The following is a 22,082-nucleotide window of genomic DNA, read 5'->3' on the forward strand; positions in this document are numbered from 1 at the left end:
ATGAGGAGAACAGATGCTATTCGGACTGAGTGATCCAGAGAAAAGGGCGGAAGAAACCGCCCCTGGTATTAATTAAAGAATGTTCGCGATAGATTTAGCCAGCTGATCTTCAAGCACAGGCTGGGCTTCGGGGAATTTCAGATTAACTTTGTTCGCATTTGATACCACACGGGTCTGATATTTATGCTGGTTCCCCTGCTCGGTGCTGGTCTGAATTTTGGCACCAGAGGTTCCCTGGCGAAGGGCGGCGATGTTGTCCGTGGTCACGGTCGCTTTGGTACGCTCGGCAATCTGCACATCCGTGATCATGGTGTAGTTGATGTCTTCGACCATCGCATCAGCGGCCATGCCAACAAGGCCGGCAGCAAGTCCTACGCCCAGAGTGGCTCCGGCAGAGCTGGAATTATAGGCGGTAATACCGGCACCCAGCGCGGCCCCTGCCGCTGCACCTTCGTAGCCACGGCTGAGCCAGCTTTGTGACTCACGAAGGTCCATTTTATCGGCCTTAAGTACGTTCGCCTGAATCCAGTAGTAGGCTTTATCCGGCGAGGTCACGACCTGGTAGCCTTTGGCTTTAACAGCTTCGGTAATTTTAGACTGGAGCCCGCTCATGTCTTTATCAGACGTGTTTTTGATCTGCAGGAAAACGGTACGCTCGCTTGATGGTTCAAGCCAGACCGTTTCGCTCATCTGCGTTTTGACCTCAAGGTTACGTTTCTTAATTGCTGTGCTCATCGCACCACACCCTGAGAGGGAGAGAATCGCACCTAATAAAATTACAGAAGTATACTTATTTAACTTCATCCTGATTTCCTTGTTATCTACTTAGTTATGCTTTTTAATATTCCTAAGAACGATCTGACCTGTAAATTACCCTCCTAAAATTTCCATCCCATAGGATAATTATTTTCGCTATTGTAATTAATTCTTTCGAAAGATGGCGGTACTGATTCTTGGCTGATTGAAGAAGCATCCTTACCCTTCCTTCTCTCAACCCAACGATTCATTCTAGTTTCCCCTTGGGCCTTGATTAAATCCCATATTGTCCCAGCAATGAATGCCGTCACTACAAAAATAGGTGTGAAAATCGCGAAAACTGGAAATATTAACAACCAGAAAAAATTAGCAAAACTGTTATGTTTAGAAACATGTCGTCTCGATCTGATTTTCATCATCAATAAAATGAACAGAAGCTGCCAGATAAAAACAAACGAAGCCATGAAAACTGTTTCTGGAAGTTCCCAGCCAGCGATGACACATGCAATAAGCAGAACAACGGTCACCAGACATATCTGAAAGACATTTCTCATTTATCCCCCTTAATCGCTAATCTTTGCGATAATTTTTTTGATACTCCTCAGCCTTTTTCATCAATTCTTCAGGGCTGTCAGCGCCGGGTAAACTTTTCTGCGCACTTACTTCAGCAGTATATTTATTATCCTGCGTCATGTCCTCTTTTTTATGATGTTTTTTTAAGGTGTTGTACTCATTTTCAATGTTTTCTGATTTTCCAGTGATTTGAACGTGCGTTCCGCCGATACTTTGATTGTTAACAGAGACCATGTTGTCTACCTTATCTTTAACGTTGTCTGTTATTCCACTGGACATTGTGCGTTCCTCTATTGCATCCCGGTGAGACTGGTGGTCAGCCATAACAGCCTCTTTGTTTCCGCCCGATGAAATCCCCTGCATCGAGGTCCCAATTTCCGATCGTCCTGAGGAATACGCCGTATCAACAGCTGGTTGAACCTGCTCCTGAACGAACGACCAGGCAAGCTCTCTGCGCTTACTAGCCACTTCAGGCGAAGCAGTATCTGTCAGCAGCGTGTCGGCATCATGTGGTGCCTGCTTACGAACGTATTGGGCAAACTGCTGGTTCAGGTCCTCATTAATCTGACCACTCATGCTTTCGGTACGGGACGCCATTTCAGCATATTCCTTGCTGCGCGCCTGGCTGGTCGAGTACTGCTCGAGACTTTGTTTTGCAGAGCTAAGTGACGCAGACAGCTGGTCGGCGCGTGAGGCGGCGTTGTTATCAGTATGGCTTCCGGACTCACTGACCTTGCGGCTGGTAAAGTAATCACTGGCCTCTTTAAAGTCCTGAGAAGCTTTCGCATCTACATCATGACGCGCATCTTGACTTGAACGTGAACTACTGCTTGCTTGATGCATGTCATCATCAGTAAAATCAATACCGGCCTTAACACCAGCCTGGCCGCTTAATTCAACGCCATTCCCTAAAATCTTGAGCCCCGTGCTTCCTTTAGCATTTACATCGCCGTAAATCCCAAGTGAATCACGTGTGCTTCTGGTCGCCAATTCCTGAGTCGCCTGATCATTACTGATGTTATGCGCTTTCGCATAACTCTCGACCGCACTGCGCATCTTACTGGCCATCATGGAGTCCTGCGCGCTCATCGTGCTGTCGGCGCCCTGCGTCATCGAATCGCTGCTCCCCCGGTTGGTGCCAAACTGGCTGAGAGTCTGCCACGTGCTTGACATGCTGCTACTAAAGCTCTGCATCGCGCTCTGGGACTGCGTCTGGGCCTCGCGCGCCATCTCCTGCTGCGCTGAGGCCAGTTGACGGGCAAAATTAATACTCACGGGCAGCTTACTCGCGGCCTGGGTGGAGTCAGTCACGGTACTGCCGTCACGCATCTGTGTGGACGTTGCTCCGTTGCCCAGCTGCTGACTCATCTGGCCAAACATGGTCGAACTGTTGGTATTCCAGCTGTTGCCGCTCACATTCTCGGTCTGCATGTTGGCGTAGGAATAGTTCCCGTCGATTGACCCTGCCGCCGCCGTTGCCGCCGGACTGATGGCCGAGGACGCCAGGTGGCTGTACAGATTCGAGAAGCTGGAGCCCAGACCTTTCAGCATCCCCCATGCCAGTGGCGGGATAAGCATCGACAGATAGCCCGCCGTGGTGGCCAGATCCGAGTATTTAAGTTGCACCTGCGACAGCTCAGAGAGCACCACCGGCGAGCCGTTGGCTTTCGCATAGAAGGTCATGCAGCTGTTGAGGATGGCGTAAAGCAGCGGCCAGCTCTGCACCCACATGATAGCCAGCACGTACCCCTTCAGCACATTAAGGGTAACGGCGTTAAACATCCCGCCCAGTACCATCAGGGGGAATATCCCGATAATCAGACCGACTATCAGCGTCTGGGACATGGGCAACGAGCGCAGGGCCACCTGCCCGACCGTTGCGTGCGCGAGCCGCTGCTTCTCCATTGAGGACGTGGTGGCGATGTTGAGCAGGCTTGAGGTATCGCCGTTGCGGGCCGCATAGCCCATGATACCGTCGCGCAGGGCATTCATCGTCACGTTCTGGCGGATAATTTGCGAGGCGCTCTGCCCGGAGTTATAAAAATAGTTATAGCTTTCGCCGAGCATCTGGCTCAGGAGCAGGTCGGGATTCGGACGTCCGCCAAACAGCCAGCGTGCGTAGTAGCTCCAGCTTTTTCCTCCGGTCTGGGTATCAAGGCCCAGCTTCTGTTTGAGGATCACTGCGGCTTCTTCGCAGGATAAAAACGCCTTTATCTCCGTTTGTCCGTTATCACCGCTGGTCGTAAACTTCTTATAGTTCTGTACCTGACGCAGCGGACTGGGTTTAGAAAAGATAATGGTGTAGGGATCGGTGCTGTTCATCAGTTCGTCCAGGGTGTACTTCCCGTTGAGGAAGATGTCGCCCATCACGCAGTTCTGCACATAGTCCGCAAAAAGCGTGGTGATTTCAGGATTTTTTGACAAAAAGTCGGTGCTGCGCGCGACCAGATTCGCGCCGAACAGCATCCCGGTCTTGCTGTAGGTCACGCTGTCCGGCTGAGAAAAGACCATCTCATAGCCCTGCACCAGCGCGTGCCCGATGGTGGTCGTCAGCGACGCCGGCAACGCCAGCCCGACGGGCACGTTGTCAACCTGATAAACCTTCGTCAGATCGCTGTTGTCAATAATCTGTACCGGCGTGCGCACGCTCACCAGAAGGGACATCAGGACGATGGTACCTATCCAGCCCAGCATATCCATCACGTTGTGACGGCGTATCCAGGTGATGGCCACGACGAGCACAGACAGCGCGGTCACGATCCGGCGGATAATGACCCAGTTGTCCGTGTTCATAAAGGCCACAATGGCGTTCAGCGTCTGGCTCAGCCAGTCGCCGCCCGCGATAACGTAAATCGCCTGCATCAGCGCGCTCCCCCGAAGTGATAGTTGTTCTGATAGCGCTGCAACATCCGCGCCGAAACCTGCTGGCGCATGTAGCTCATCTGGCGGTCAACAACCAGCAGCGCATCCTGCTGTACCTGCACCTGCGCCTGGAATGAGGCTATCTGTCGCGTGGCCTCGTTGAGGTTGTTATTGATGCTGTCGATAACGGCCTGGTCATAGTTGCCCGTTGCCATCAAGGCGCGCGCCTGCTGCACCATCTCCTGGATGTACTGGAGCAGAATGTCGTAGCCGATATAGTCCGTCAGCTGGTAGACGAGGCTGTCCGAGACGCCCAGCATCATCGGATCCACCAGGTACTTGAACACCGGGATGGTGGTGCCGGAGATAAAGCCCTTCTCCTTCTCGGTCAGCTTTGTGTCGGTTGCAGCCTTGTTCTGGATGCTGGAGAGAATGTCCTTGATCTGATTCTTCAGCGCGTTCTTTTCGGTTATGGTGACGGTCGCGTCGGCCACCACCTTCAGGCACTTCTCGCTGTCGTTGCAGTGGTAAATTTTCGCCGTGCCGCCCTCCATCACGGCCTTAATAATGTCACGATCCGTGGTGCGGGCAGGCAGCGGCGTGATGTTACCCTTCTCGTCAAAAATCAGGGTGCCGGTGAGCGTCATGATGAACTCCCTGAGTTCTTTATTCCCGCTGAACATGCCGTTCTTGCCGAGCGCATTCCAGATGATATTGATGTTTTTAGTGATGCGCTCTTTATCAGCGGTACCGGCCTTGTCGCGCACCTTGTCGAGGCTGCCGCCCACGGTGCAGCCCTGCCGGGATGCCGCCCAGTCTGCAAACATGTTGCTCTCGCCGGCAATGTCCTGGCAGACCTTCTGCTGGGAGACCTGGGTGCGCGGAAACAGACCGCCGACAATCCCCTGCGCCGCCTGGCAGGAGCTGAGGTTCATGCTGTTAATGTCGCTGGCCATCTTCTGCAGGAAGTCTTTAGCAGTCTTGATTTCCGGTACCGTGGTCTGCAGCGCCAGATCGAAGAAGTATCCGGCCGCATTGGACATAATCTGCTTGGCGAAACGCTGCAACTGATCGCTGTTAATAAAGCTGAAGGAGCCCAGATAGGCATCGATGCCGCCGCAGCCGGCGTTGATGTCGGGCAGCGTCATGGAGATAAGCTGGACGGTTTTCACCTGCGTGCGCGCGTAGAGTGAGCCGCCCGTGGCGTAGCCCGCGGCCTGGCCCTGCCAGACCTGTGGCTGGCTGGTGTTGGACGCAAAGCCCAGCTTATTAAAGAAGGTGTTCATGTCACTGTTCACGTCGGCACTCACGCTCGCTGAACACGCAAGAAGGAGGCCACACAGTATGGAGAGAGGTTTACGGACGAACATCGGCACCCTCCCGACTCGCCTGCAGGGCGAGTTTTCCCATTTTTCGTTTTAGTATGAACATTTGCCCTTTCGTATAAAGCGAGTTCAGGATTGCATAAACGCCACCTGCAACGGCAAGCCCGCCGCTCAGCGCGATAAATATCAGTGGAATGACGTACATCAACACGTTCCACAAATCTTTCAGCTGCAGGTGACCGTCCCTGAGCCAGTCGCCGACGCAGGCATTGAAAACGTATGTCATAAAGACGCGCGACAGCACGCCGGCAATGAGCAAAATGCCCGCCCACTCAGCATAAACGCCGAACCGTGCGTCCTCTTTCCGTGCCCTGAGCGCGATTAACTCTGGCGTCGTAGCTCTCTGAAGCATTCCGGAAGTCATCATGTCGTGTTCCTCTGCATTGTTCTGATCAGCCATTGTTACCCACTCCGCGCATCTGAAGGACCGTATCCATGCGGGCCATAAAGCCCTGTTCGTCGGTCGCGCCCTGCAGCAGGGGCAGGGCTTCAAGGGTGTTTACGTTGACGAGAAAGGTGGTTGGCGTGGCCACGGGCAGGTTAGGGAAAAAGGTTTTCATCACCTCTGGCGGCGCGGGCAGCGCATCGGGAAAGGACGCATCCCCCTGACCGTCGATGGTGTAGGCCATCACCCCAAAACCCACCCGTGCCGACAGCGACTTCAGGACCGGATCAAACTGGTGGCAGTACGGGCAGTGTCCCTGCATAAACAGCACGACCTTCCAGTCGGCCAGATTGACCTGGCGCCGGTTGCTGAGGCGGTACCAGACCGGCTGCTTCGCCTGAAGTGGCTTAGCTTCAGGGTCTTCCGGGGATGTTGGCAGAGATCCCGACGCTCGCGCCCCCTGTGGATGCCATAACGATTTGATCTCGTCCATTGTGGAAGCCTGTGTGGCCAGGCTGAGGGTCATGAGCGCCACGGTAAACACGGTATGTCTAAGGTTCATGTCGGTATCCTCCGGCATCACGGGCCTTTTCGGCCTCACGGGCAGCATCAATCCAGCGGTTGATGATGCGGTAGCCCCCCCAGAGCACCATAGATACGCCGATTATCTGCGCCAGAAGAATGGCCATCTCCGGCTCGCGCCGGACCAGGCGGGAAACAATGTGAAACCATATCCCGAGGCTCAGCACCCATAATCCGGGCACATCGAACTCAGGCAGGCGAAAACGGAATTTACGCATGCGAACTCTCCCTGTATTAAAAGTTGGGGGCAAAATCTGTGGAAACGTTGAGGAACTGCTTCGCCAGGTCATCCTGGCTGATAAAGCCATACGAGACGGGTTTGACCGTCCCGCTTTTAGGATCGGCCAGCATCAGCGCCGGGAAGTAACGAATACCCAGCCGGCTGGCCTGTCCACCGTCCATTCGGGTATCCGGCAGGAGTGGATTCACGATACCGTCCACGGAGACCGGAATGACGCTGAGGTGATACGTCTCGCGGAAGTTTTTAATGACCTGAACCAGCTGGCCGTCGATCGGGTCCTGTCCGCGGTAGAAGAACATCACGCCATAGTGCTGAGCCAGCGTTTCAATGGCGCGGCGCTGGTCGGCAAAGTCCGCCGCCAGCTGGTTGCGCACGGTACCGTTGTAGTGGCTGTGCTGCAGGTTGTAGTCCAGTTCGGGGTGCTCGAGCATGGCTTTTTTGGCGCTCATCGAGAACAGTCCGGCCTGCTGCGTCCAGTAGTTCTGCAGGCGGAAGTAGCGGGTAAAGTTCTCCACGCCCGGATACAGAATGGCCTCGTACATGGCGCGCTTCGTGGCCTGCTGAAGCGTGGCAAGCTTCTCCATGATGTCCGGCGAGGCCTGCTGAGGCTGTGCTGAAGAGGATTTGTCGTCCTCCGGCATTCTGTGCGATTCGTTGTACCACTGCCAGCCGGCATCTTTTCCTGTGGCGGAAAAAACGCTGCCAAGAAGCAGCAGCGCTAACGCTGTCTTTCTCTTTTTCACTGGAACCTTCCTTATCCCGAAGCAGGTCGGTTATCGTTTGAAAAGCGGGTTTAACAGCCACGCCAGCAGAACTCCCGCCACGAAAAGCACAACCATCAGCGCCATAAAAAACACATCGATGCGGGTTGTTTCATCAACGATATTCCCGCACCAGTAAAGCACCGGTGAGGCGACAATCAGGCTGATGATAAGGCGTCCAGTAAATCCTTTAATTTTCATGATGGAGAGTCCTGAGTGAGTAATGAGTGGCTTACTGTTTGTTCTTCAGCTGCGCGGCGATTTCCTCGCGGACGCGCTTCGTCAGGGTGTCGTTATCCGGGATTTTCTTGTTCTTTTGCAGATCGTCGAAAAAGTTCGAGAAGTCGAGCGCTTCAAAATTAATTTGCTGCAGCTCGGTCTGGGTGATGCCGCGACAGTCCGGGCTGCTGGCCTTACCAAAGCCGATGTGAAGCTGACCGTTACGTCCCTGCTGCTGCACTATCTGAGCCAGCTTAGAGTCAAACTGACAGTAGCTGCGCTTTTTCTCGAGACAGACGCCGAGCACTTTTTTTGAACAGAACTCACCGATACTGACCGTGAGCTTATTCTCTTTGGCCTTGCCCAGCGCTTTCTCCTCGCTGCTGCACCTGGCAAGCCCGACGTCCTGGCCCCAGCCGCCGTCTTTACAGCAGTTGCTGAATCCTGCCGCAAACTTCTTGCAGAACTTCGCGCTGCCGGTAAAGGCGCGCACGTTAACGCTGTTAATGGCGGCCACGTCCTTGCCCGCAGCGGCCAGCGCGGCGAGTGCCGAAACGACAGGTGCAAAATCGTTGTTTTTACCGTTCTGCGCCCGCTCACAGTCACCATCAAGACAGAAGGTGTCGCCGCCGCATATCATCACCTGACCGGAAGTACGCGTTTCACAGGAGTACGTCGCGTATTCATGCAGGCAGCCGCTGCCGTCTTCTGCCGTGAAGGCGCAGGTGCGTGAGGCAAGCGTACAGGCCGGATTGTTCATGTAGGTTTTGCAGGTGCCATTGTCAGCAGCCTGGGTCATATACGTGTCTTTGTACTTCCAGCAAGCCTGCGTGACCGGGTATGACACCCCGTCAACCACCACCGTTTTTGTGCTCCCCGGCTCAATACATTCGGTCTTTTTGAGCGTACCTTCGCTCTTGCTGAACGGGCAGGATTCGTTCCAGACCACGTCCGGCACCCATTTTTTGTCCGTCACCTGCATGGTCAGGGTGGCGGTCATCCAGGCCTGCGTACCGCCCTGCATCCAGGACAGCGTCTTCTGAGCATATTCCCGACAGCGGGATTGTTTACCGCTCAGGCAGTTTTTGTTGAGCATTGCCCCCTGTGGAGAGTACTGTCCTGCGGTCAGCGCAGCCCCCGCGGCACCGGGCAGCGCCCATCCGTTATCCCTTTTAGCCACAGAATCCGCATTTACGCCCCACCACGAGAAGCCGTAGTACATATTTTTGTCATTAAAATGGACGGCAACCGACGCGCTCAGCACGGTACCGGTTGCAGGCGCACGGAAGCTGAAGTTCACCGTCTTGTTGCCGTCGTATGTATAGGTAAAGTCGCTGTTGGGCACCGTCCAGGTGCGCGTCACCGTGGTGTTTTCGTAGTGGCCGGTAATGCTGGCCGTGCGCGTACAGGCCTGCTCAACCAGCAGGTCGCGCTCACAGGTATAGTTGGTGAACTCGCTGCGGCTGATGTTCTGCGCTTCGCACTGCGTCTGCCCCGTTTTGCCGATGATGGTATCGGCGCGGGACTGGACATCCTGGCTGGCCTTAATAAACGGCGCGTCGGGTGAAATGGGCTCCTTCGGGTTGTTAACAAACGAGTCGGTGACGGCTTTTGTAGCCTCATTAGTAGTCCAGCCCGTGGTACCGTCCGCTTTCAGCGCACCATCACCGGTCGCCGTCACGCCGCCATAGTACTTCTTCTCACCGGGCGAGGCGGTATAGTTGGGGATAGACGCTGAGGGGTTAAAGTTTTTCAGGCTGCTCTCCCCCTGCCCCTGTACCTGACGGGCAAAATCAGCCCCCGCTCTGTACTGCGCGTCAGCATCGGCAAATGCATTTACGCCCGCCATCGTGGTGGCAATGGCCAGCACCGGCATCAGTATTGCTCTTTTCATCGGGCCTCTCCTTTACTAAGCAGCTGTTGCGCCTCATCCCTGCACTCGCCCTTCTCCACCACCTTTTCCAGCGCCTGCTTCAGATGAAGATTGCCGCGAATCACGTCGTGGCCCGCCTCGCAGTACACCACCAGGGACGGCACGCTGGTGATCCCGTACTCACGAAAGCGGGTGGGATCGATGGCAACACCGCTGGCTGAACCGTCCTGAACAAGCGCCATCACGGCGGTTGCCGTCGTTTTCATGTCGTTGTTGACCATGCCCCGCAGGGTGGCGGGAATGTCGTAGCGGCGCGCCTCGGTCAGCATGCGCTTAAGCCCCGCCTGCGGGATGGCAAAGGAGACGAAATAGAGAGCGCCGTGCGTCGGTTTATCCTGCAGGTTCTCGCGCTGGCGCTGTTTCAGCTCCCCGATAAATCGCGCGTCGTCTGCTGAAAGAGGGTTCTGGCGCACCTGCTGCTCCAGAATCTGGCGCAGCGGCGCGTTGTCCTGCCCCCTCAGCTGCTGGCTGAAAGACTCCTGCTGACGAATAAACTCGCGGTTCGCCTCATCAGCCCCTGACGCCAGCGCAGTGCAACAGTATGCTGACAGCAGCAGCGCCGCCGTCAGACCGGACAGAGTTTTCATGGAAGTTTCCTTTTTCTCAGAGGAAGACGCAGTTGCGCTTGCGCCAGAGCAGATAGCCGTAGTTTTTCTTCGTGTTCGGCGGGTTACGCCCCGTTTCCCAGCGCATGACCGTTCGGCCGAAGGGATGGCACTGCGCCACGTCCGGATACATATTCACCATCTGATAGCGCCAGCGCGTTTTGGGAATAATGGGTGACGGATACTCGAAGCAGACCTTTTTATCCTCCCCGATGCTCTCCATTATCTGCCCCTGACGGTGCAGCTTGAACGCCATGCGCTCGCTGACCAGAACGGAAGACTGCAGGGGGCTGGACTCATTGCTCACCCAGCCGTTAAAGGGATACATTGACCCCTGCGATCCGGCGCACCAGAACAGCGCGTCAACCGACGTTTTTGCTGCACTGGCCACCGCGTCGGCCGCACATGCGCCCTGCGCGATGGGGTTGGCAAAAATGACCGCCTCCGGATTCAGAATGGAGGTCAGGGCGCTGTCCCCCCATGTCGGGTCGATTTCAGACAGGTATCCGATATCCAGATCGCCGCCCTGCAGGCACCCGAGGGAGGTGATGATGTTGAGCCAGTACGTCAGCGGATATTTGTACCAGTGGACGTGGTAGAACGCGCCGTTCACCTGTTTTTCATCCTTTTTTGCGGTGCCCATCCCCATTTTCCCCAGGTTAATGGTGAATCCACCGAGGTTCACCATGCAGCCTGGAGAACGCGCCACATCGGTCATGGCCATGGGCTCCCAGTACCCTATTGCCAGGCCGATGCGCTGAAATACCGGGGGCGGCATGGGACAAAACTGTATCGGGCTCCCGGGATTGGACGTGTCCGGTAAATCTCCGCCCGTGACTTTTGTGCTGCCGAGCGACAGAGGAAACATGCAGCGCCAGCAGATATCGGTGATCGGATTGACGAAACGCCCTTCGCAGGCGGCGTCCGCCGAAGCCACGGGGCTGTTGCCCAACAGAAGCAGCCCGAACAGACACGCAGTCAGCATTTTCACCGGGCACCTCCTGCGTCATACTGCTCCATATCGGGCGGAATAATTTCCACCTGAAGGCGCTTCCCGCTGGGTGCCGCCGTTACCCGCGCCGGCACCTGGCTTATGCCGAACCGGGCGGTCAGCACCCCGTTCTGGTCGAAGAAAATGCGGCTGTCGAGCTTCTCCGACGTCTGCGGAATGTTGCCCTGAACCAGAATGATGCGGGTGATCAGGGTGTCAGGCTTCTGTCGCTGTACCCACGCGAGCTGCTCCGCATCGTCGCCGTTGATAAACAGCAGGGTTTCGTTAAACGGCACCACATCAAGCGGATTAAAGACCTGCCCGGCCTGAGCAAACACGTTGCCCCTGTCGTCGGCAAGCGCCTTGTCCACCCGCACGCTCGGGTCAAACCAGCGCCGCTCGTAGCGCACCGCGCGGGTTATTCCCTCAACGGCAGGCGGGCGCTGGCTGTTGCGCACCACGCGTGCCTTAAACTCCGCCATCTTTTTGTCCATCTCGCCGGACTGCGCCAGCGTCTGCAGCCGGCTTTCGATAACGGTCAGCATATCCGGCTCCGCCACCGGCCAGAGGTCGCCCCACGTCCCGAGGTCAGCGGCCGTCACGCTGCCGGTCAGCAGCGTCAGGCCCAGGGCAAGGGCGCGCATCACGCCCCCTCCTTCATCCGGCGGGCCACGTCAGACTGGATTTCACGCGTGATATCCGGCGCCCCCTGCACCACGGCAGGTGCGACAAGGATGAGGGCACGATGGCGGATCTGCCAGTCCCGGAGGCTGGCCTCCAGTGACGCGTTAAAGCGGTCTGAGAGTGCTTTTGTCTGCGCCTCGTCCAGCGAACGGCGACCGGCGCTGTCAAAGAAGGCATCCACCGTGGATTTCATGTTGAAGGCCACAACCACAGGACGGTTAAGCTGGCAGACCAGCCAGCTGACGCCTGCGCTCGCAGCCAGCATGCCGGCAATCAGCGCGGCGTTAATGAGTACGTGTTTTTTCATGAGATGGTCTTCCCTTCATGCTCGTGAAGCCAGCGCTCCAGCGCGGCCATTTCCGGCCCGGATTTTTTCCACGCCAGCTCCCAGACGGCTTCGTGAATACTCAGCCCCTCCCGGCGTCGCTGCTGCAGAAATTCAAAGTCCGGACCGTCCGAGGAGTACATTGCCCGGCTGAGCGGATCGACGAACAGGCGGTGCCAGGACGTCAGGTGCTCAACCGACAGCATAAAGCTGCTGAACCAGTTGTCCTTCGCGCTGCCAAAACCCTTAATCATGTCGCGCTGCAGCTGCGAATACTGGTCCGGGTACAGCTGGTTGTACTTGGCGAACTCTTTAGCCGACTGCTTGAGGATAATTTTGTAGGACGAGTTACCCCATGCCGCGCGGGCGGCGCTGGAGGCCGTTTCCGAGTCAAAGTCGACGATGTTCTGCGTAATGGTGATGTACGAACCGGTATGGCGACGGGCGGTACGGTAGCCCTTCTCGATAAACGCCCCGACCTTGTTATTTTTGAAGTCCAGCAGGCGCCAGCCTTCGTCTATCACGTTGAGCTTCTTCAGGCTGCGCGGCGTGCGGTACATGCGGTTCTCAATGTAGAGAATGAGCGAGAACATCACCGCCACCAGAAGGGACGGCCTGTCCTCCAGTCCGCCGAGCTCAAGCACCACCATCCGGGCTTCGTCCTTCAGGGACGGTTCGTCGGAGTTAAAGTAACTGCCGTACACCCCGTCGCGGGTGTACTGGGTCAGCAACACCACCATCTCATCGAGGCGGCTGCGGATGGTTGGCGATCCGCTGTACTCCTCGCTGTCGCGGGCCATCATCAGGTAGTCCACCACGTCGTCAATGCGCGCCTGGTTTTTCTTCGTAAGCCAGGTGGCCTTCACCGCCTTGAGCAGCAGACCTTCGTGCACCTCGTCCAGGTTGCCGTTGGGGCTGGCCATCACGGACAGCTGGTCCCGCAGGCGTTCGGCCATCTCATCGATGGTATCGTCGGTGACGTTAGCGAACGGGTTAAACTTCAGCGTCTCGCCGTCGAGGTAGACACCGCCCATGTTCTCGCACAGGGACTTGTAGCCGTCGCCCATGTCGAACACCACGGCGAAGCCGCCGGAGTCGATGACGCTGCGTATCAGGGGCTGGATAAGCCCGGTTTTCCCCGCGCCGGAGGTGCCACAGACCGCCATATTGAAGTTGGTGTTACCCATGCCGCGGCTGAACAGGTCGATAAACGCCAACTGGTTGCGGTAGGTCGGCGCCAGCAGGCCGGAAGTGGCCAGCGGGCTGTCCGCCACCACTGGCATCAGATTGGCGACATTAAAGCTTTCGGCGCGCTGCAGCACGCCGGACTCGCGCAGCTGCTTAAAGAGGCCGCCGCCCGCCATAAACGGCAGATTCACGAGAAAATTGCGCATATGGTTAAAGCGCGGGGAAATCAGCTCGAAGCCATTTTTGCGAAAGCTGTTCAGCACGTCCTGCTCGACCTTCAGCGCAGTTTCCTGGTCATCGCGGCAGAAGAGGGTCACGTTCAGAAAATAGCTCACCAGCGAGGACTGCCCGGACGACAGGCGCTGGCGCAGATCGCCCCACTCTTTTGCCTCCTGCGCCACGCCCGGGAAGAACTTGGCGTAGCTGGTCTTGGACTTCTTCTCAAGATCCATGAACTTCAGGTTGGCCTCGTTCTGCGCCTTTACCTGGTCTTCCACGCTGAGGACGAGCGTCAGGATAAACGGGCACGAAACGGACAGTTCCGGGTTGAGAAGGTTGCTGTAGTTGTCGGCCATATTCCAGAGGAAGGCCAGCTCCGGATTTTTGGTCAGCTGGAAGTTCATGATGCGCGCGGTGCTGTTGCGACCGTTACCGCGCAGCCCCAGCGTCATGTAGTCGGCCTTCACCTTCAGGTCAAAGGTATCGTCCACGCACTGGTAGTTCAGATCCTTGAGCGGGTCCAGTTCCCGTTCGGTGGGATACAACGCATCCGGGTTGTGGTTAATCATTTCGCCCGCAATGCGGATAAAGGCATCCGCGTCCACGCTGCGGGTGGCTATCTGCGCCCCCTGCAGCGAAGCGCGGATGATTTTGACCTGGTTTTCCATCTCCATCACGCTGGCCTTACTTCCGCGCTTACGGGGGACGCAGCAGGAGATGTACACCCGGTAGTTACGCAGGGTCAGCGGCAGGTTGAGGTGATCGGGCAGCGGGAACCCTTCTTCTGCGGCCCTGAGATAGTAGGCGCGGGTGATGGCGTTGAACGTATCGGCCTTTTCCCCCGTCCAGGAGAGCTCGCGCAGGCCATACTCGATATCCTGACCCACCAGATGGCTGGACACCAGGTGAACGGCCACCGGCACCTCACGGGGCAGCTTGGTGCGCATCAGGTTTTCCAGCGACGACACGATAGTTTCGTTGGCGCCGTTGATGGGCGGCGCCTCCAGCATAAAGCCCATCGTCTTCTCGTTCATGAAGAGGCCGGTTTCCGCATCGTAGTCGCGGTACGGCAGCACACGGCTGAACTGCGGGAAGCGCATCTGCCCGAGGACATCGTTCGCCTCAGAGGACGCATCGGGCATCTTCAGCGCCGTCAGCAGCGAGTTGACCGTGCGGGTGACGGTATCCAGTGGATTACTCACGGTTATCCTCCTTTTTATTGTCGGCCGTTTTTACCGTTTCCGTCGCAGGGGCCGGGCGGCTGGCAGGGATACCGTAGCGAAAACGCGCTGAGCGCATCTGACCGTACAGGCAGAAATACGGACGGCATCCCATAAGCAGCGCCGCCCCTGAAAACACAATGGCCATCACAATCCACAGCAACTTAAACGCACTCAGCGATCCGTCAACATGACCGGCATATCCTTTAGCATCGGTGACGACGCTGCCCCGGTTATGGCAGACAGCTGAGGGAGCATCATGCAGCGTGAGGCCGGAGGACTTGCCCTGCGGGGCTGGCGGTATAAAGGGGTCTAAAGGTTCATCGCGGCAGGCCGCAATACGAAACTCGCCACTGCTGACGTTATGCGTGACGGCTATAATTTCCTGCGCCATCGCCTCTCCGGGCGTGGTGTTCTCCATCCACAAAAGCATGGCAACCAGCAGCATCAGCGTGGCGGCAGGCCAGATAATCAGATAGTGAAAAGCCCAGGCAAGCCATCTAAGGCAATACAGCAGGACGGACAGAAGCTTAAGCATCATTCCCGTTACCTCCGGGATTCAGCGGAAACCAGACGCTGCAGTTGTGTCTGATAGCCTTCGCCAGCCTCTCCCCGTCCTCACCGCTGTACAGCGCTTTAATCTGGCTGACGTCAGACTTCGCCAGGAAAACCCGGGCCATATGCTGTTTTGTTACGCCCATATCGGAACCTGAGTCGCACTCTGCGGCATTAACACAGATGACACGCATCCCCTGCGCCTCGCAGCAGGCCGCAATATCGTTAAGGTGACGGGTTTTCCCCGGACCACCGTTATCCCTGGTTGTCATGGCGCTCTCCTGAATCGTTGTCTTTTTTCTCAATGAGTTTGCACCCGCTGTCAGAACGCTTTCCTGACAGAAGCGCCTGTACTATCTGAGCGCAGAAAACCGTCTTACCGCTTCCCGTGCTGCCCGGGACCATAAAATTGCCCTGCCCGGAGATTGCTTTACTCATCGGTCACCTCAGATACTGTTTTTGTCGTATTTCAAAAGCCCGCTGGCATTCCGTACAGGTACACACGCCCGGGATGGCCTGCTGCCGCCTGAGGGGGATGCGATTGCCACAGCATTCGCACCGTTTACGGCTTTTGCCCTGCAGGCAGGATCGCTGCCTCGCGGCCTGTATATGAAGCTGGTTCAGCAATTCGTCCTGCTCCTGCAGGAGATCGAGTTCGTCTGCCATCAACGCTCCCTGCTCACACTGTCCGGACACGCTACCGCCCATCCCTTTTCACGTTTCAGGGCACGCGTGATAACGACAGATTGTTAAAATGGGTGCCACACGCGGTGGCGGTTCAGGTTTCAGTTAACGCGCGGGGTTCCCCACGCTGAGGGTTTCACAACAAAAAACACCCGCGTCGGCTGGTGATAAACGTCCTGCGTATCGATATAGGGCGCGATCCACAGCCCGGCCGTCTTTTCACCGACGCGAAGCGGCCTCGGGTCTACGATGGACTCGCGCCCTGGCGGCGGCACAGTAACCGGCGTGACCGTGGAGAGCGGCGCCCGTGAGGCTGAGTGCGGCTGCGGGCGGGGGAGAGTTGGCGCGCCCGTCAGCGGTGTATTTCTGGATGCGATGGCATGCACCGGTTCAGCCGCCAGCGTGAGGGGCTGCACGGACCGGGTCCGGAAATTACCCTCAGCCAGGCGTGGCAGCGATGTCGCACCCGGCTTTACCGTGCTGGCCTCCTCCAGTCGCTTGGCTTTCTCATTGGCCTGCTCGATGGTCATGCAGGTGTCGGATGTCGTCGCGTTACACTCAAAATCGCTCGTTGTACCGGCACATCCCGACAGCGTCAGGAGACTGGCCAGCGTGAGCGCAACAGGCACTGTCTTGTTCATTTGCGGTTCCTTTACGTGGGGTTATTGTGAGTCGGCCTTCGGCATAAACTGGCTCTGGTTAAGCCTGCCCAGCTGGTTGAGCATCTGGTCGGTACTGAACCCGTTCATGCCGCCCTGCGGGACTGACGGCGGCGGAACCGGACTGCGGTCGCTGCCCTCCGCTTTGCTTCTGTCATTCTCGTGCGCCAGCTCTTCAATGGTTTTCAGCTGAAAACCGTCCTGAAAGACAACGGTCACTTCGTTACCCGCCCCAATAGGAATGACGGGGTGGTACTGCTCTGCGCGTTTGATGTAGTAGTCGCTGAGGGTCTGGGCGGCTTTGGAGGCGCCTCCGCCAATCCCCATCTTCATCACGTCACCCGCGCCGAGGGATGCAGTGGCGCCGAGTCCGACCGAAGGCTGGGACGCGGTCTGCACCCCCTGACCGATGCCGTCAACAAAACCCGCACCCCATGCCCAGCCGAGGATTTTGCCGTTTCGCATCACCACTTCGCCCTTGATGCCGTTTTTACCCCGGAAGCTCACGTGTCCGGCAATGGGCTGGTCGATGGTGACGCCGTGCTTCAGGCAGCTGATGTTGCGGGTGCGTACGATGGCGCGTTCGCTGGACACGTCGCCCCAGGCCTCAAGCCCAATGAAGCAGCCGGTCAGGTCGTAGCTTTTGCTGTTGGGCATTTCCACCCTGCCCGTAATGCGCAGCTGCATCGGCACCGTGGACTCGTTACCGGTTACGGAGGCGTTGGCATCAGCCCCCTCAATCAGCATCGATTTGGCGAAGCTGCCCGACGGGATGTACGGCAGGGACGGACCTTTGCTCTCGTCGCTGCGGGCAAAAGACTGCCGGCGCAGCTGGTTGGGTACGGGAATGGGCTGGTACTGTACCTGCGCCGGCGGCGTGACGCCGTTACCCGGATAGAACGCGGTCGGCGGCGGGACGGCCCCCGTCTGCGGCGGGAAACCGGTCGGCTGCGGCTCACCTTCAGGCCCCGGCGCAGGCACTGGCGGCTGCGGGGCCGGCTCACCCGATGCGGTGACGGGTTTCGCCCCCAGCGCGCTGACCTGAGCGGAAAGCGCCGCATTATCCTGACTGAGTTTGTCAATCTGGTGCTGATAGCCTGCCTGCCCCTTGCTGAGCAGCTCAAGCTCGCGGCGCATTTCGGCATACTGCTTCTGCATCTCGGAGGCGGTAGCCTGCATCTCGGTCGTGGCATGCTGCTGCACCTTCTGGTCAAAGGTGCTGTCCACCACGCCGGTCATATCGGGTGCAGGCTCGCCGGCGGCTGCCGCATCGCTGCTGCCCTCGTAGCGTGCATCCGCCAGATACCAGCCGCCGCCGCCCACCACGCCCACGGTCGCCAGCACGATACCCAGCCAGATAAACTGCTTGCGCTTCACCACTGAATTAATGCTGGCCATCAGCCGCACCTCCGCTGCTGATAATGAAGACCTGCAGGGCGCCGCCCGCCATCAGCTGACGCGAGGCTTCACCAAACAGCACGCCGCGAATGCCGCTCTGCCAGAAGTCGCTTTCCGCGATGTTGCGGGCCATCCCGGTATTGTTGGTGACGCGAAAGCGCACCACCTTAAGGTGATTGCCCACCCAGACACGCTCCGGGACTGCAGACAGTCCGGCGGGGGCGGTGAGGGCTTCATGCGTGACGGGAATAGCCTGCCAGCCGGACGGCAGCTGCCCGCCCAGCAGATGCTGGCTCAGGGAAACCAGCGTGGCCTCGTAGGGGGAAGACTCTTCCCAGATGCGCGCCGCTTCGCCCGTGCCGGACAGCTCGCTGACCAGCCGGATGGTTCGCCCCGCGCCCGCACGCGGCACGGCCTGTACCGAGAAGTTGAGGCCGCGTTCGGTTTCCAGAATGAACGTGAAGGGCTTTTTGTTGAGAGTGCTGACAATCACACCGCCGCTTGCCGTCTGCTCCTGCCGCGTCAGCTCACCGTCGAGGCTGGTCAGGGCCGTCACGCGGTCACCTGCGACCGTAAAAAGGTTCGGGTCGGTGTTGCTGACCGCGATGCTGGCCTGTCCGCCGTTCGTCAGCGGAACAATCGTGGCAGAAAGCGCAGCGGGTGCGGCGACCGTCTGACCGGACGCGAGCATCAGCAACGCCAGCAGCGCACGGCGACTATTTTTGTTCATCGGTGATTTCTCCGAAGTGACTGAGCCAGCTGATGCCGTCCTCACGCTCGAACTTGAGAACGTACTGTTTCAGCTCGGGATACGCTTTCGAGTCGCCTATCCAGGTCTTCAGCTGGCCCCGCACGTCCACGCGGCTGCTTGCCGGGTAAACCTTCACGCTGGTTATATAAAAAGACGAGTTAACGTTGTTGTCCTTAATGCGCTTCGCATCTTCAGCAAGCCGGATTTTCAGCTCGTTCTGCGCCGCAGGTTTGACATAGGCCAGCAGCTGCTCATGAGAGGCATCAACGGTCTCCGGGGTGACATTCAGGCGAAGGGCGATAAGCGACAGGGCCATCTGCTGCAGGTAGGAGGCATCTGCCTGGTTCTGCGACACGGCAAACGGCGCGTTGAAAAGCATTGGCGTGACGACAGACTTCTGCTCATTCTGAAGGCGGTAGTTGTTGACGGCCTGAATAACATTGGTGGTGATGCTTCCCAGAATAACCACCCCCATGGCAATAAAGCCGATGGCAATAACCCGCTGTGTACTTAATCGTGCTCCGTGTTCCATCTGATTATTCCTGTCTATTTAATCCACTGGCGGTAGCATGAGTCGGGAACATCGTGAAATATTCCCCTGAGAAGAACGGTCGGCATATACCAGTAGACCAGGTCCCGCAGCCATGAACTGCCCCGCCCTTTCTTGAGCTTTTTGATTCCGAGATAGGCCAGTACGGCAGCGATAATTCCGGGAATATAATGCTGGGTCCAGAATCCCCACCCCAGGCAGATAATGGCCGGAATAAGTTCATCCACAGGAAGGCCAAACCAGCGGCTCTGATTCGTCAGGGTTTCGGGAAAGCGATATTTTTTGAGAGATTCATCTGCCATATATGTTCCGTCTCCGGTACAGCTGGCAGTATGGAAATACCTGCCAGCCGGATTACAGGCAAAGCCCTCCCGTGAATGCTCGTGAAGGGCATTCAGAATTAAACCGGAATTTAATAGTCGGAAGTGGCTCTGAACGGCTGTCGCTGGATATCAGTATCCTGCGACAGACATACCTACGGCGATGAATACGGACAGGATCGCAAAGCCCGCCAGGAACTTGAGGTTCTTGGTCGTCATATACATCACCGCCCCCACCAGAACTTCGGCAAGAATAACCCACTTAACCACACTGGAATCTTTACCAAATGTTCCTTTAACGGTTTCATTGCCGCTGGCCATCAGATCTTTACCCGCAGTCGAGGCCAGAACCGTTTCAGGGAAAAACGCAGCAAGGGCTGCGACAGGCAGGGCAAACTTCAGCGCTTTGAGTAACGCGACTTTGCTGAGTTTTTTCTTTGCAGGGGTCGCGGGTACAGCGTTAATAACAGACACATCAGTCATATTCATTAATCCTTTAATTACACCGGATAGATTTGTTGAAATAAAAATCCTAAAAAACTAGTTTTGTGACTTGGGTTCAAGATTGTTTGGGATCACCTCCGCCATTTCAGAGTTATAGAAATCAGGGAATTTTTCCAGGTGGTCACGTAACCGAATCAGCGCTTCAGCTGATTTAGAACGACCACTTCTGTCCTTCGCCTTCAAAATAAGAAGATCGGTTTGTGGGTCAAGGTAGATCGACATAGTTACCGTTGGGCCACGAAGCCTGTGACGTCTAATCATGTTTTCCCTCTCAACATATTCCTGCGTCAGGATAGTGACACACTGAATACAATTTATTCAATACGCGAAAAATTCCACTATATTTTTTACATAAATTTAACATTCAAAACTTTAAGGACAACCATTCTCACCTTTCTGTATACGTCCATTCTCATGCAGTAGAATCTGAAGTCATCATAATCAGTAAAATATTTCGCAAGCTCATTTTTCACACTAGAAAGTCTGCTTGAAATTGCTTTTTCAGAAACACCTAAATATTGCGCCATTGTATGAAGTTGAAAACCAAGAATTGAAAAACACAACGTAATCATTTTCTTATTTGTCAACCCCGAAAGGAAAATATCAAAATCAAACTCATCACTTTTACTCCTATTCGTGGTATTGAATAATGCTTGATAATCCGGGAAGTAATTAACAAACCAAAAAGCATATAATTCTTTACTTACCATGCGAATTTCAACACGTAACTGATAAAATTCACCATTAAAATTAAAAGTCCTACAAATAGCTGTATCTGGCCCCATAACAAAGGCCTCCAACTCAATTGTCGACAAATCAAGCTCTACTTCATCAGGATCAAAACTGACACCCGAAAAACACTTAGATAATGGGTGGAAGAAATCTAAATATGCATCATTTTTATATATGGTGTTTCTGGATTGATCTCGAATGCAAAAAGGCAAAGGTGAGTACTTATAGAGCGCATCAAAGCGCTTCACAATATCATCTAATGATTGACTTGATTGGGAGAGATCTCTAGGATCGCGCGGGTGCATTGAAGCCTCCTTGAAAGGTTTCTGTGTATAGTCGGTACACCCGGGGGTCTAGCCCGGTGTACCGGCGACCCACCAAATTGAATGGCGGGCATCAAATTTTACTTATGTCTGCATAAAATATATCAATTACTGACGCCAAAGTCACTCAAAAACAGCAGTTCCAACCCCTATTTATCAAACATTTTCAGCTAATTATCTTGAGACTCTTCCTCCTGCGGGAAGAATTTTTCAACAATCTGTTGCACATCTTCACGTATACACGTAACCATATCCCTGAAATCAAATTTTTCATTTCCTGCGAGATGTGGACTCAGCGACTCCATCGCCAGCAGCTTGCTGACAATAAATTGAGTTTTCATTACATTTTCAAGGATAGTTTTATTATAGAGCGCCTGATTAAAGGAAGACTCTTTTCTTTCCATCTGCGCTTCATAGACCCGAAGACCAAGTTCGACCAGCATTGATGCAATGCTAGAAAAACTTACATCTTTATCTCTCGCTCCTTCAGCGCGACGTTTTTCAGCGATTACTCTTATTTTATCTGACACTTCATCGCTTACATAGACCTGAACTCTGGCCATAATTTTCTCCTTATTTATATTTCCAAAACTTCTGTACATCAGAATATTTTGAAAAGCTAAAAATGCACGACTCGGCACAGACTCTCTGCCAGAAAACAGACGAGTTGCATGCCG

General features: G+C 55.7%; 27 protein-coding genes. All 27 read right to left on the bottom strand.

What is annotated here, in order from left to right; all coding sequences use genetic code 11:
* Window positions 1-72: 72 nt before the first annotated feature.
* The 27 genes from traT to traM all read right to left on the bottom strand — a co-directional run bounded on the left by traT (window position 73) and on the right by traM (window position 21,968).
* Entirely contained in the window at window positions 73-804 is a 732-nt protein-coding gene (gene traT, locus USG84_RS22715) for a conjugal transfer complement resistance protein TraT (RefSeq protein ID WP_096198065.1), read from the bottom strand.
* Window positions 805-878: 74 nt separating this feature from the next.
* A complete protein-coding gene (locus USG84_RS22720; RefSeq protein ID WP_151413336.1) occupies window positions 879-1,310 on the bottom strand; it encodes a hypothetical protein in 432 nt (143 codons plus the stop codon).
* Window positions 1,311-1,326: 16 nt separating this feature from the next.
* Entirely contained in the window at window positions 1,327-4,191 is a 2,865-nt protein-coding gene (gene traG, locus USG84_RS22725) for a conjugal transfer mating-pair stabilization protein TraG (protein ID WP_151413337.1), read from the bottom strand.
* Window positions 4,191-5,561, bottom strand: a complete 1,371-nt coding sequence (gene traH / locus USG84_RS22730; RefSeq protein ID WP_032672666.1) for a conjugal transfer pilus assembly protein TraH — start codon at window positions 5,559-5,561, stop codon at window positions 4,191-4,193. Before traH ends, traG begins: the two co-directional genes overlap by 1 nt.
* On the bottom strand, window positions 5,548-5,976 hold the full coding sequence (locus USG84_RS22735; RefSeq protein ID WP_151413338.1) for a conjugal transfer protein TrbF: 429 nt from the start codon (window positions 5,974-5,976) through the stop codon (window positions 5,548-5,550). Before USG84_RS22735 ends, traH begins: the two co-directional genes overlap by 14 nt.
* Window positions 5,969-6,523 carry a type-F conjugative transfer system pilin assembly thiol-disulfide isomerase TrbB gene (gene trbB, locus USG84_RS22740; RefSeq protein WP_151413339.1) on the bottom strand — a complete coding sequence of 185 codons (555 nt, stop codon included), beginning with the start codon at window positions 6,521-6,523 and terminating at the stop codon, window positions 5,969-5,971. The genes USG84_RS22735 and trbB overlap by 8 nt, the downstream gene beginning before the upstream one ends.
* Window positions 6,513-6,761 carry a type-F conjugative transfer system pilin chaperone TraQ gene (gene traQ / locus USG84_RS22745; protein ID WP_045379412.1) on the bottom strand — a complete coding sequence of 83 codons (249 nt, stop codon included), beginning with the start codon at window positions 6,759-6,761 and terminating at the stop codon, window positions 6,513-6,515. The genes trbB and traQ overlap by 11 nt, the downstream gene beginning before the upstream one ends.
* A 16-nt stretch (window positions 6,762-6,777) precedes the next feature.
* Window positions 6,778-7,527 carry a type-F conjugative transfer system pilin assembly protein TraF gene (gene traF / locus USG84_RS22750; protein WP_151413340.1) on the bottom strand — a complete coding sequence of 250 codons (750 nt, stop codon included), beginning with the start codon at window positions 7,525-7,527 and terminating at the stop codon, window positions 6,778-6,780.
* Window positions 7,528-7,557: 30 nt separating this feature from the next.
* Window positions 7,558-7,746: a conjugal transfer protein TrbE gene (trbE, locus tag USG84_RS22755; RefSeq protein WP_058654348.1), complete on the bottom strand. Its 189-nt coding sequence runs from the start codon at window positions 7,744-7,746 to the stop codon at window positions 7,558-7,560.
* A gap of 31 nt (window positions 7,747-7,777) precedes the next feature.
* Entirely contained in the window at window positions 7,778-9,658 is a 1,881-nt protein-coding gene (traN, locus tag USG84_RS22760) for a type-F conjugative transfer system mating-pair stabilization protein TraN (protein ID WP_151413341.1), read from the bottom strand.
* Window positions 9,655-10,284, bottom strand: coding sequence for a type-F conjugative transfer system pilin assembly protein TrbC (gene trbC, locus USG84_RS22765; protein WP_049047529.1), 630 nt, complete (start codon window positions 10,282-10,284; stop codon window positions 9,655-9,657). The genes traN and trbC overlap by 4 nt, the downstream gene beginning before the upstream one ends.
* A 16-nt stretch (window positions 10,285-10,300) precedes the next feature.
* Entirely contained in the window at window positions 10,301-11,287 is a 987-nt protein-coding gene (gene traU, locus USG84_RS22770) for a conjugal transfer pilus assembly protein TraU (RefSeq protein ID WP_060446848.1), read from the bottom strand.
* 2 nt (window positions 11,288-11,289) lie between these two features.
* Window positions 11,290-11,937, bottom strand: coding sequence for a type-F conjugative transfer system protein TraW (traW, locus tag USG84_RS22775; RefSeq protein WP_060446831.1), 648 nt, complete (start codon window positions 11,935-11,937; stop codon window positions 11,290-11,292).
* Complete coding sequence (gene trbI / locus USG84_RS22780) at window positions 11,937-12,284, bottom strand: type-F conjugative transfer system protein TrbI (RefSeq protein ID WP_060446830.1); 348 nt, start codon at window positions 12,282-12,284, stop codon at window positions 11,937-11,939. The genes traW and trbI overlap by 1 nt, the downstream gene beginning before the upstream one ends.
* A complete protein-coding gene (gene traC / locus USG84_RS22785) occupies window positions 12,281-14,911 on the bottom strand; it encodes a type IV secretion system protein TraC (protein WP_320738467.1) in 2,631 nt (876 codons plus the stop codon). The genes trbI and traC overlap by 4 nt, the downstream gene beginning before the upstream one ends.
* The gene (gene traP, locus USG84_RS22790) at window positions 14,904-15,470 is read right to left on the bottom strand and encodes a conjugal transfer pilus-stabilizing protein TraP (protein WP_045379430.1); all 567 of its coding nucleotides are present in this window, start codon (window positions 15,468-15,470) and stop codon (window positions 14,904-14,906) included. The genes traC and traP overlap by 8 nt, the downstream gene beginning before the upstream one ends.
* Window positions 15,460-15,756 (bottom strand): hypothetical protein, encoded by a 297-nt coding sequence (locus tag USG84_RS22795; RefSeq protein WP_151413343.1) that lies wholly within the window; start codon window positions 15,754-15,756, stop codon window positions 15,460-15,462. Before USG84_RS22795 ends, traP begins: the two co-directional genes overlap by 11 nt.
* Before the next feature lie 169 nt (window positions 15,757-15,925).
* Window positions 15,926-16,150 (bottom strand): TraR/DksA C4-type zinc finger protein, encoded by a 225-nt coding sequence (locus USG84_RS22800; RefSeq protein WP_045379436.1) that lies wholly within the window; start codon window positions 16,148-16,150, stop codon window positions 15,926-15,928.
* 119 nt (window positions 16,151-16,269) lie between these two features.
* Window positions 16,270-16,809, bottom strand: a complete 540-nt coding sequence (gene traV / locus USG84_RS22805) for a type IV conjugative transfer system lipoprotein TraV (RefSeq protein WP_151413344.1) — start codon at window positions 16,807-16,809, stop codon at window positions 16,270-16,272.
* Between the two features lie 21 nt (window positions 16,810-16,830).
* The gene (traB, locus tag USG84_RS22810) at window positions 16,831-18,225 is read right to left on the bottom strand and encodes an F-type conjugal transfer pilus assembly protein TraB (protein WP_058670648.1); all 1,395 of its coding nucleotides are present in this window, start codon (window positions 18,223-18,225) and stop codon (window positions 16,831-16,833) included.
* The gene (gene traK / locus USG84_RS22815) at window positions 18,212-18,955 is read right to left on the bottom strand and encodes a type-F conjugative transfer system secretin TraK (RefSeq protein ID WP_151413346.1); all 744 of its coding nucleotides are present in this window, start codon (window positions 18,953-18,955) and stop codon (window positions 18,212-18,214) included. Before traK ends, traB begins: the two co-directional genes overlap by 14 nt.
* Entirely contained in the window at window positions 18,942-19,508 is a 567-nt protein-coding gene (gene traE, locus USG84_RS22820; RefSeq protein ID WP_151413348.1) for a type IV conjugative transfer system protein TraE, read from the bottom strand. Before traE ends, traK begins: the two co-directional genes overlap by 14 nt.
* 14 nt (window positions 19,509-19,522) lie before the next feature.
* A complete protein-coding gene (traL, locus tag USG84_RS22825; protein ID WP_060446825.1) occupies window positions 19,523-19,828 on the bottom strand; it encodes a type IV conjugative transfer system protein TraL in 306 nt (101 codons plus the stop codon).
* 150 nt (window positions 19,829-19,978) lie between these two features.
* Window positions 19,979-20,329 carry a type IV conjugative transfer system pilin TraA gene (traA, locus tag USG84_RS22830; protein WP_123061126.1) on the bottom strand — a complete coding sequence of 117 codons (351 nt, stop codon included), beginning with the start codon at window positions 20,327-20,329 and terminating at the stop codon, window positions 19,979-19,981.
* Window positions 20,330-20,386: 57 nt separating this feature from the next.
* A complete protein-coding gene (locus USG84_RS22835) occupies window positions 20,387-20,611 on the bottom strand; it encodes a TraY domain-containing protein (RefSeq protein ID WP_008324165.1) in 225 nt (74 codons plus the stop codon).
* An 86-nt stretch (window positions 20,612-20,697) separates the two neighbouring features.
* Window positions 20,698-21,387, bottom strand: a complete 690-nt coding sequence (locus USG84_RS22840) for a PAS fold family protein (RefSeq protein ID WP_123061125.1) — start codon at window positions 21,385-21,387, stop codon at window positions 20,698-20,700.
* A 188-nt stretch (window positions 21,388-21,575) separates the two neighbouring features.
* The gene (gene traM, locus USG84_RS22845; RefSeq protein ID WP_063925875.1) at window positions 21,576-21,968 is read right to left on the bottom strand and encodes a conjugal transfer relaxosome DNA-binding protein TraM; all 393 of its coding nucleotides are present in this window, start codon (window positions 21,966-21,968) and stop codon (window positions 21,576-21,578) included.
* Window positions 21,969-22,082: the final 114 nt, after the last annotated feature.

Source organism: Enterobacter sp. 168J2, assembly GCF_034107265.1.
Taxonomy (GTDB): Bacteria; Pseudomonadota; Gammaproteobacteria; order Enterobacterales; family Enterobacteriaceae; genus Enterobacter; species Enterobacter nematophilus.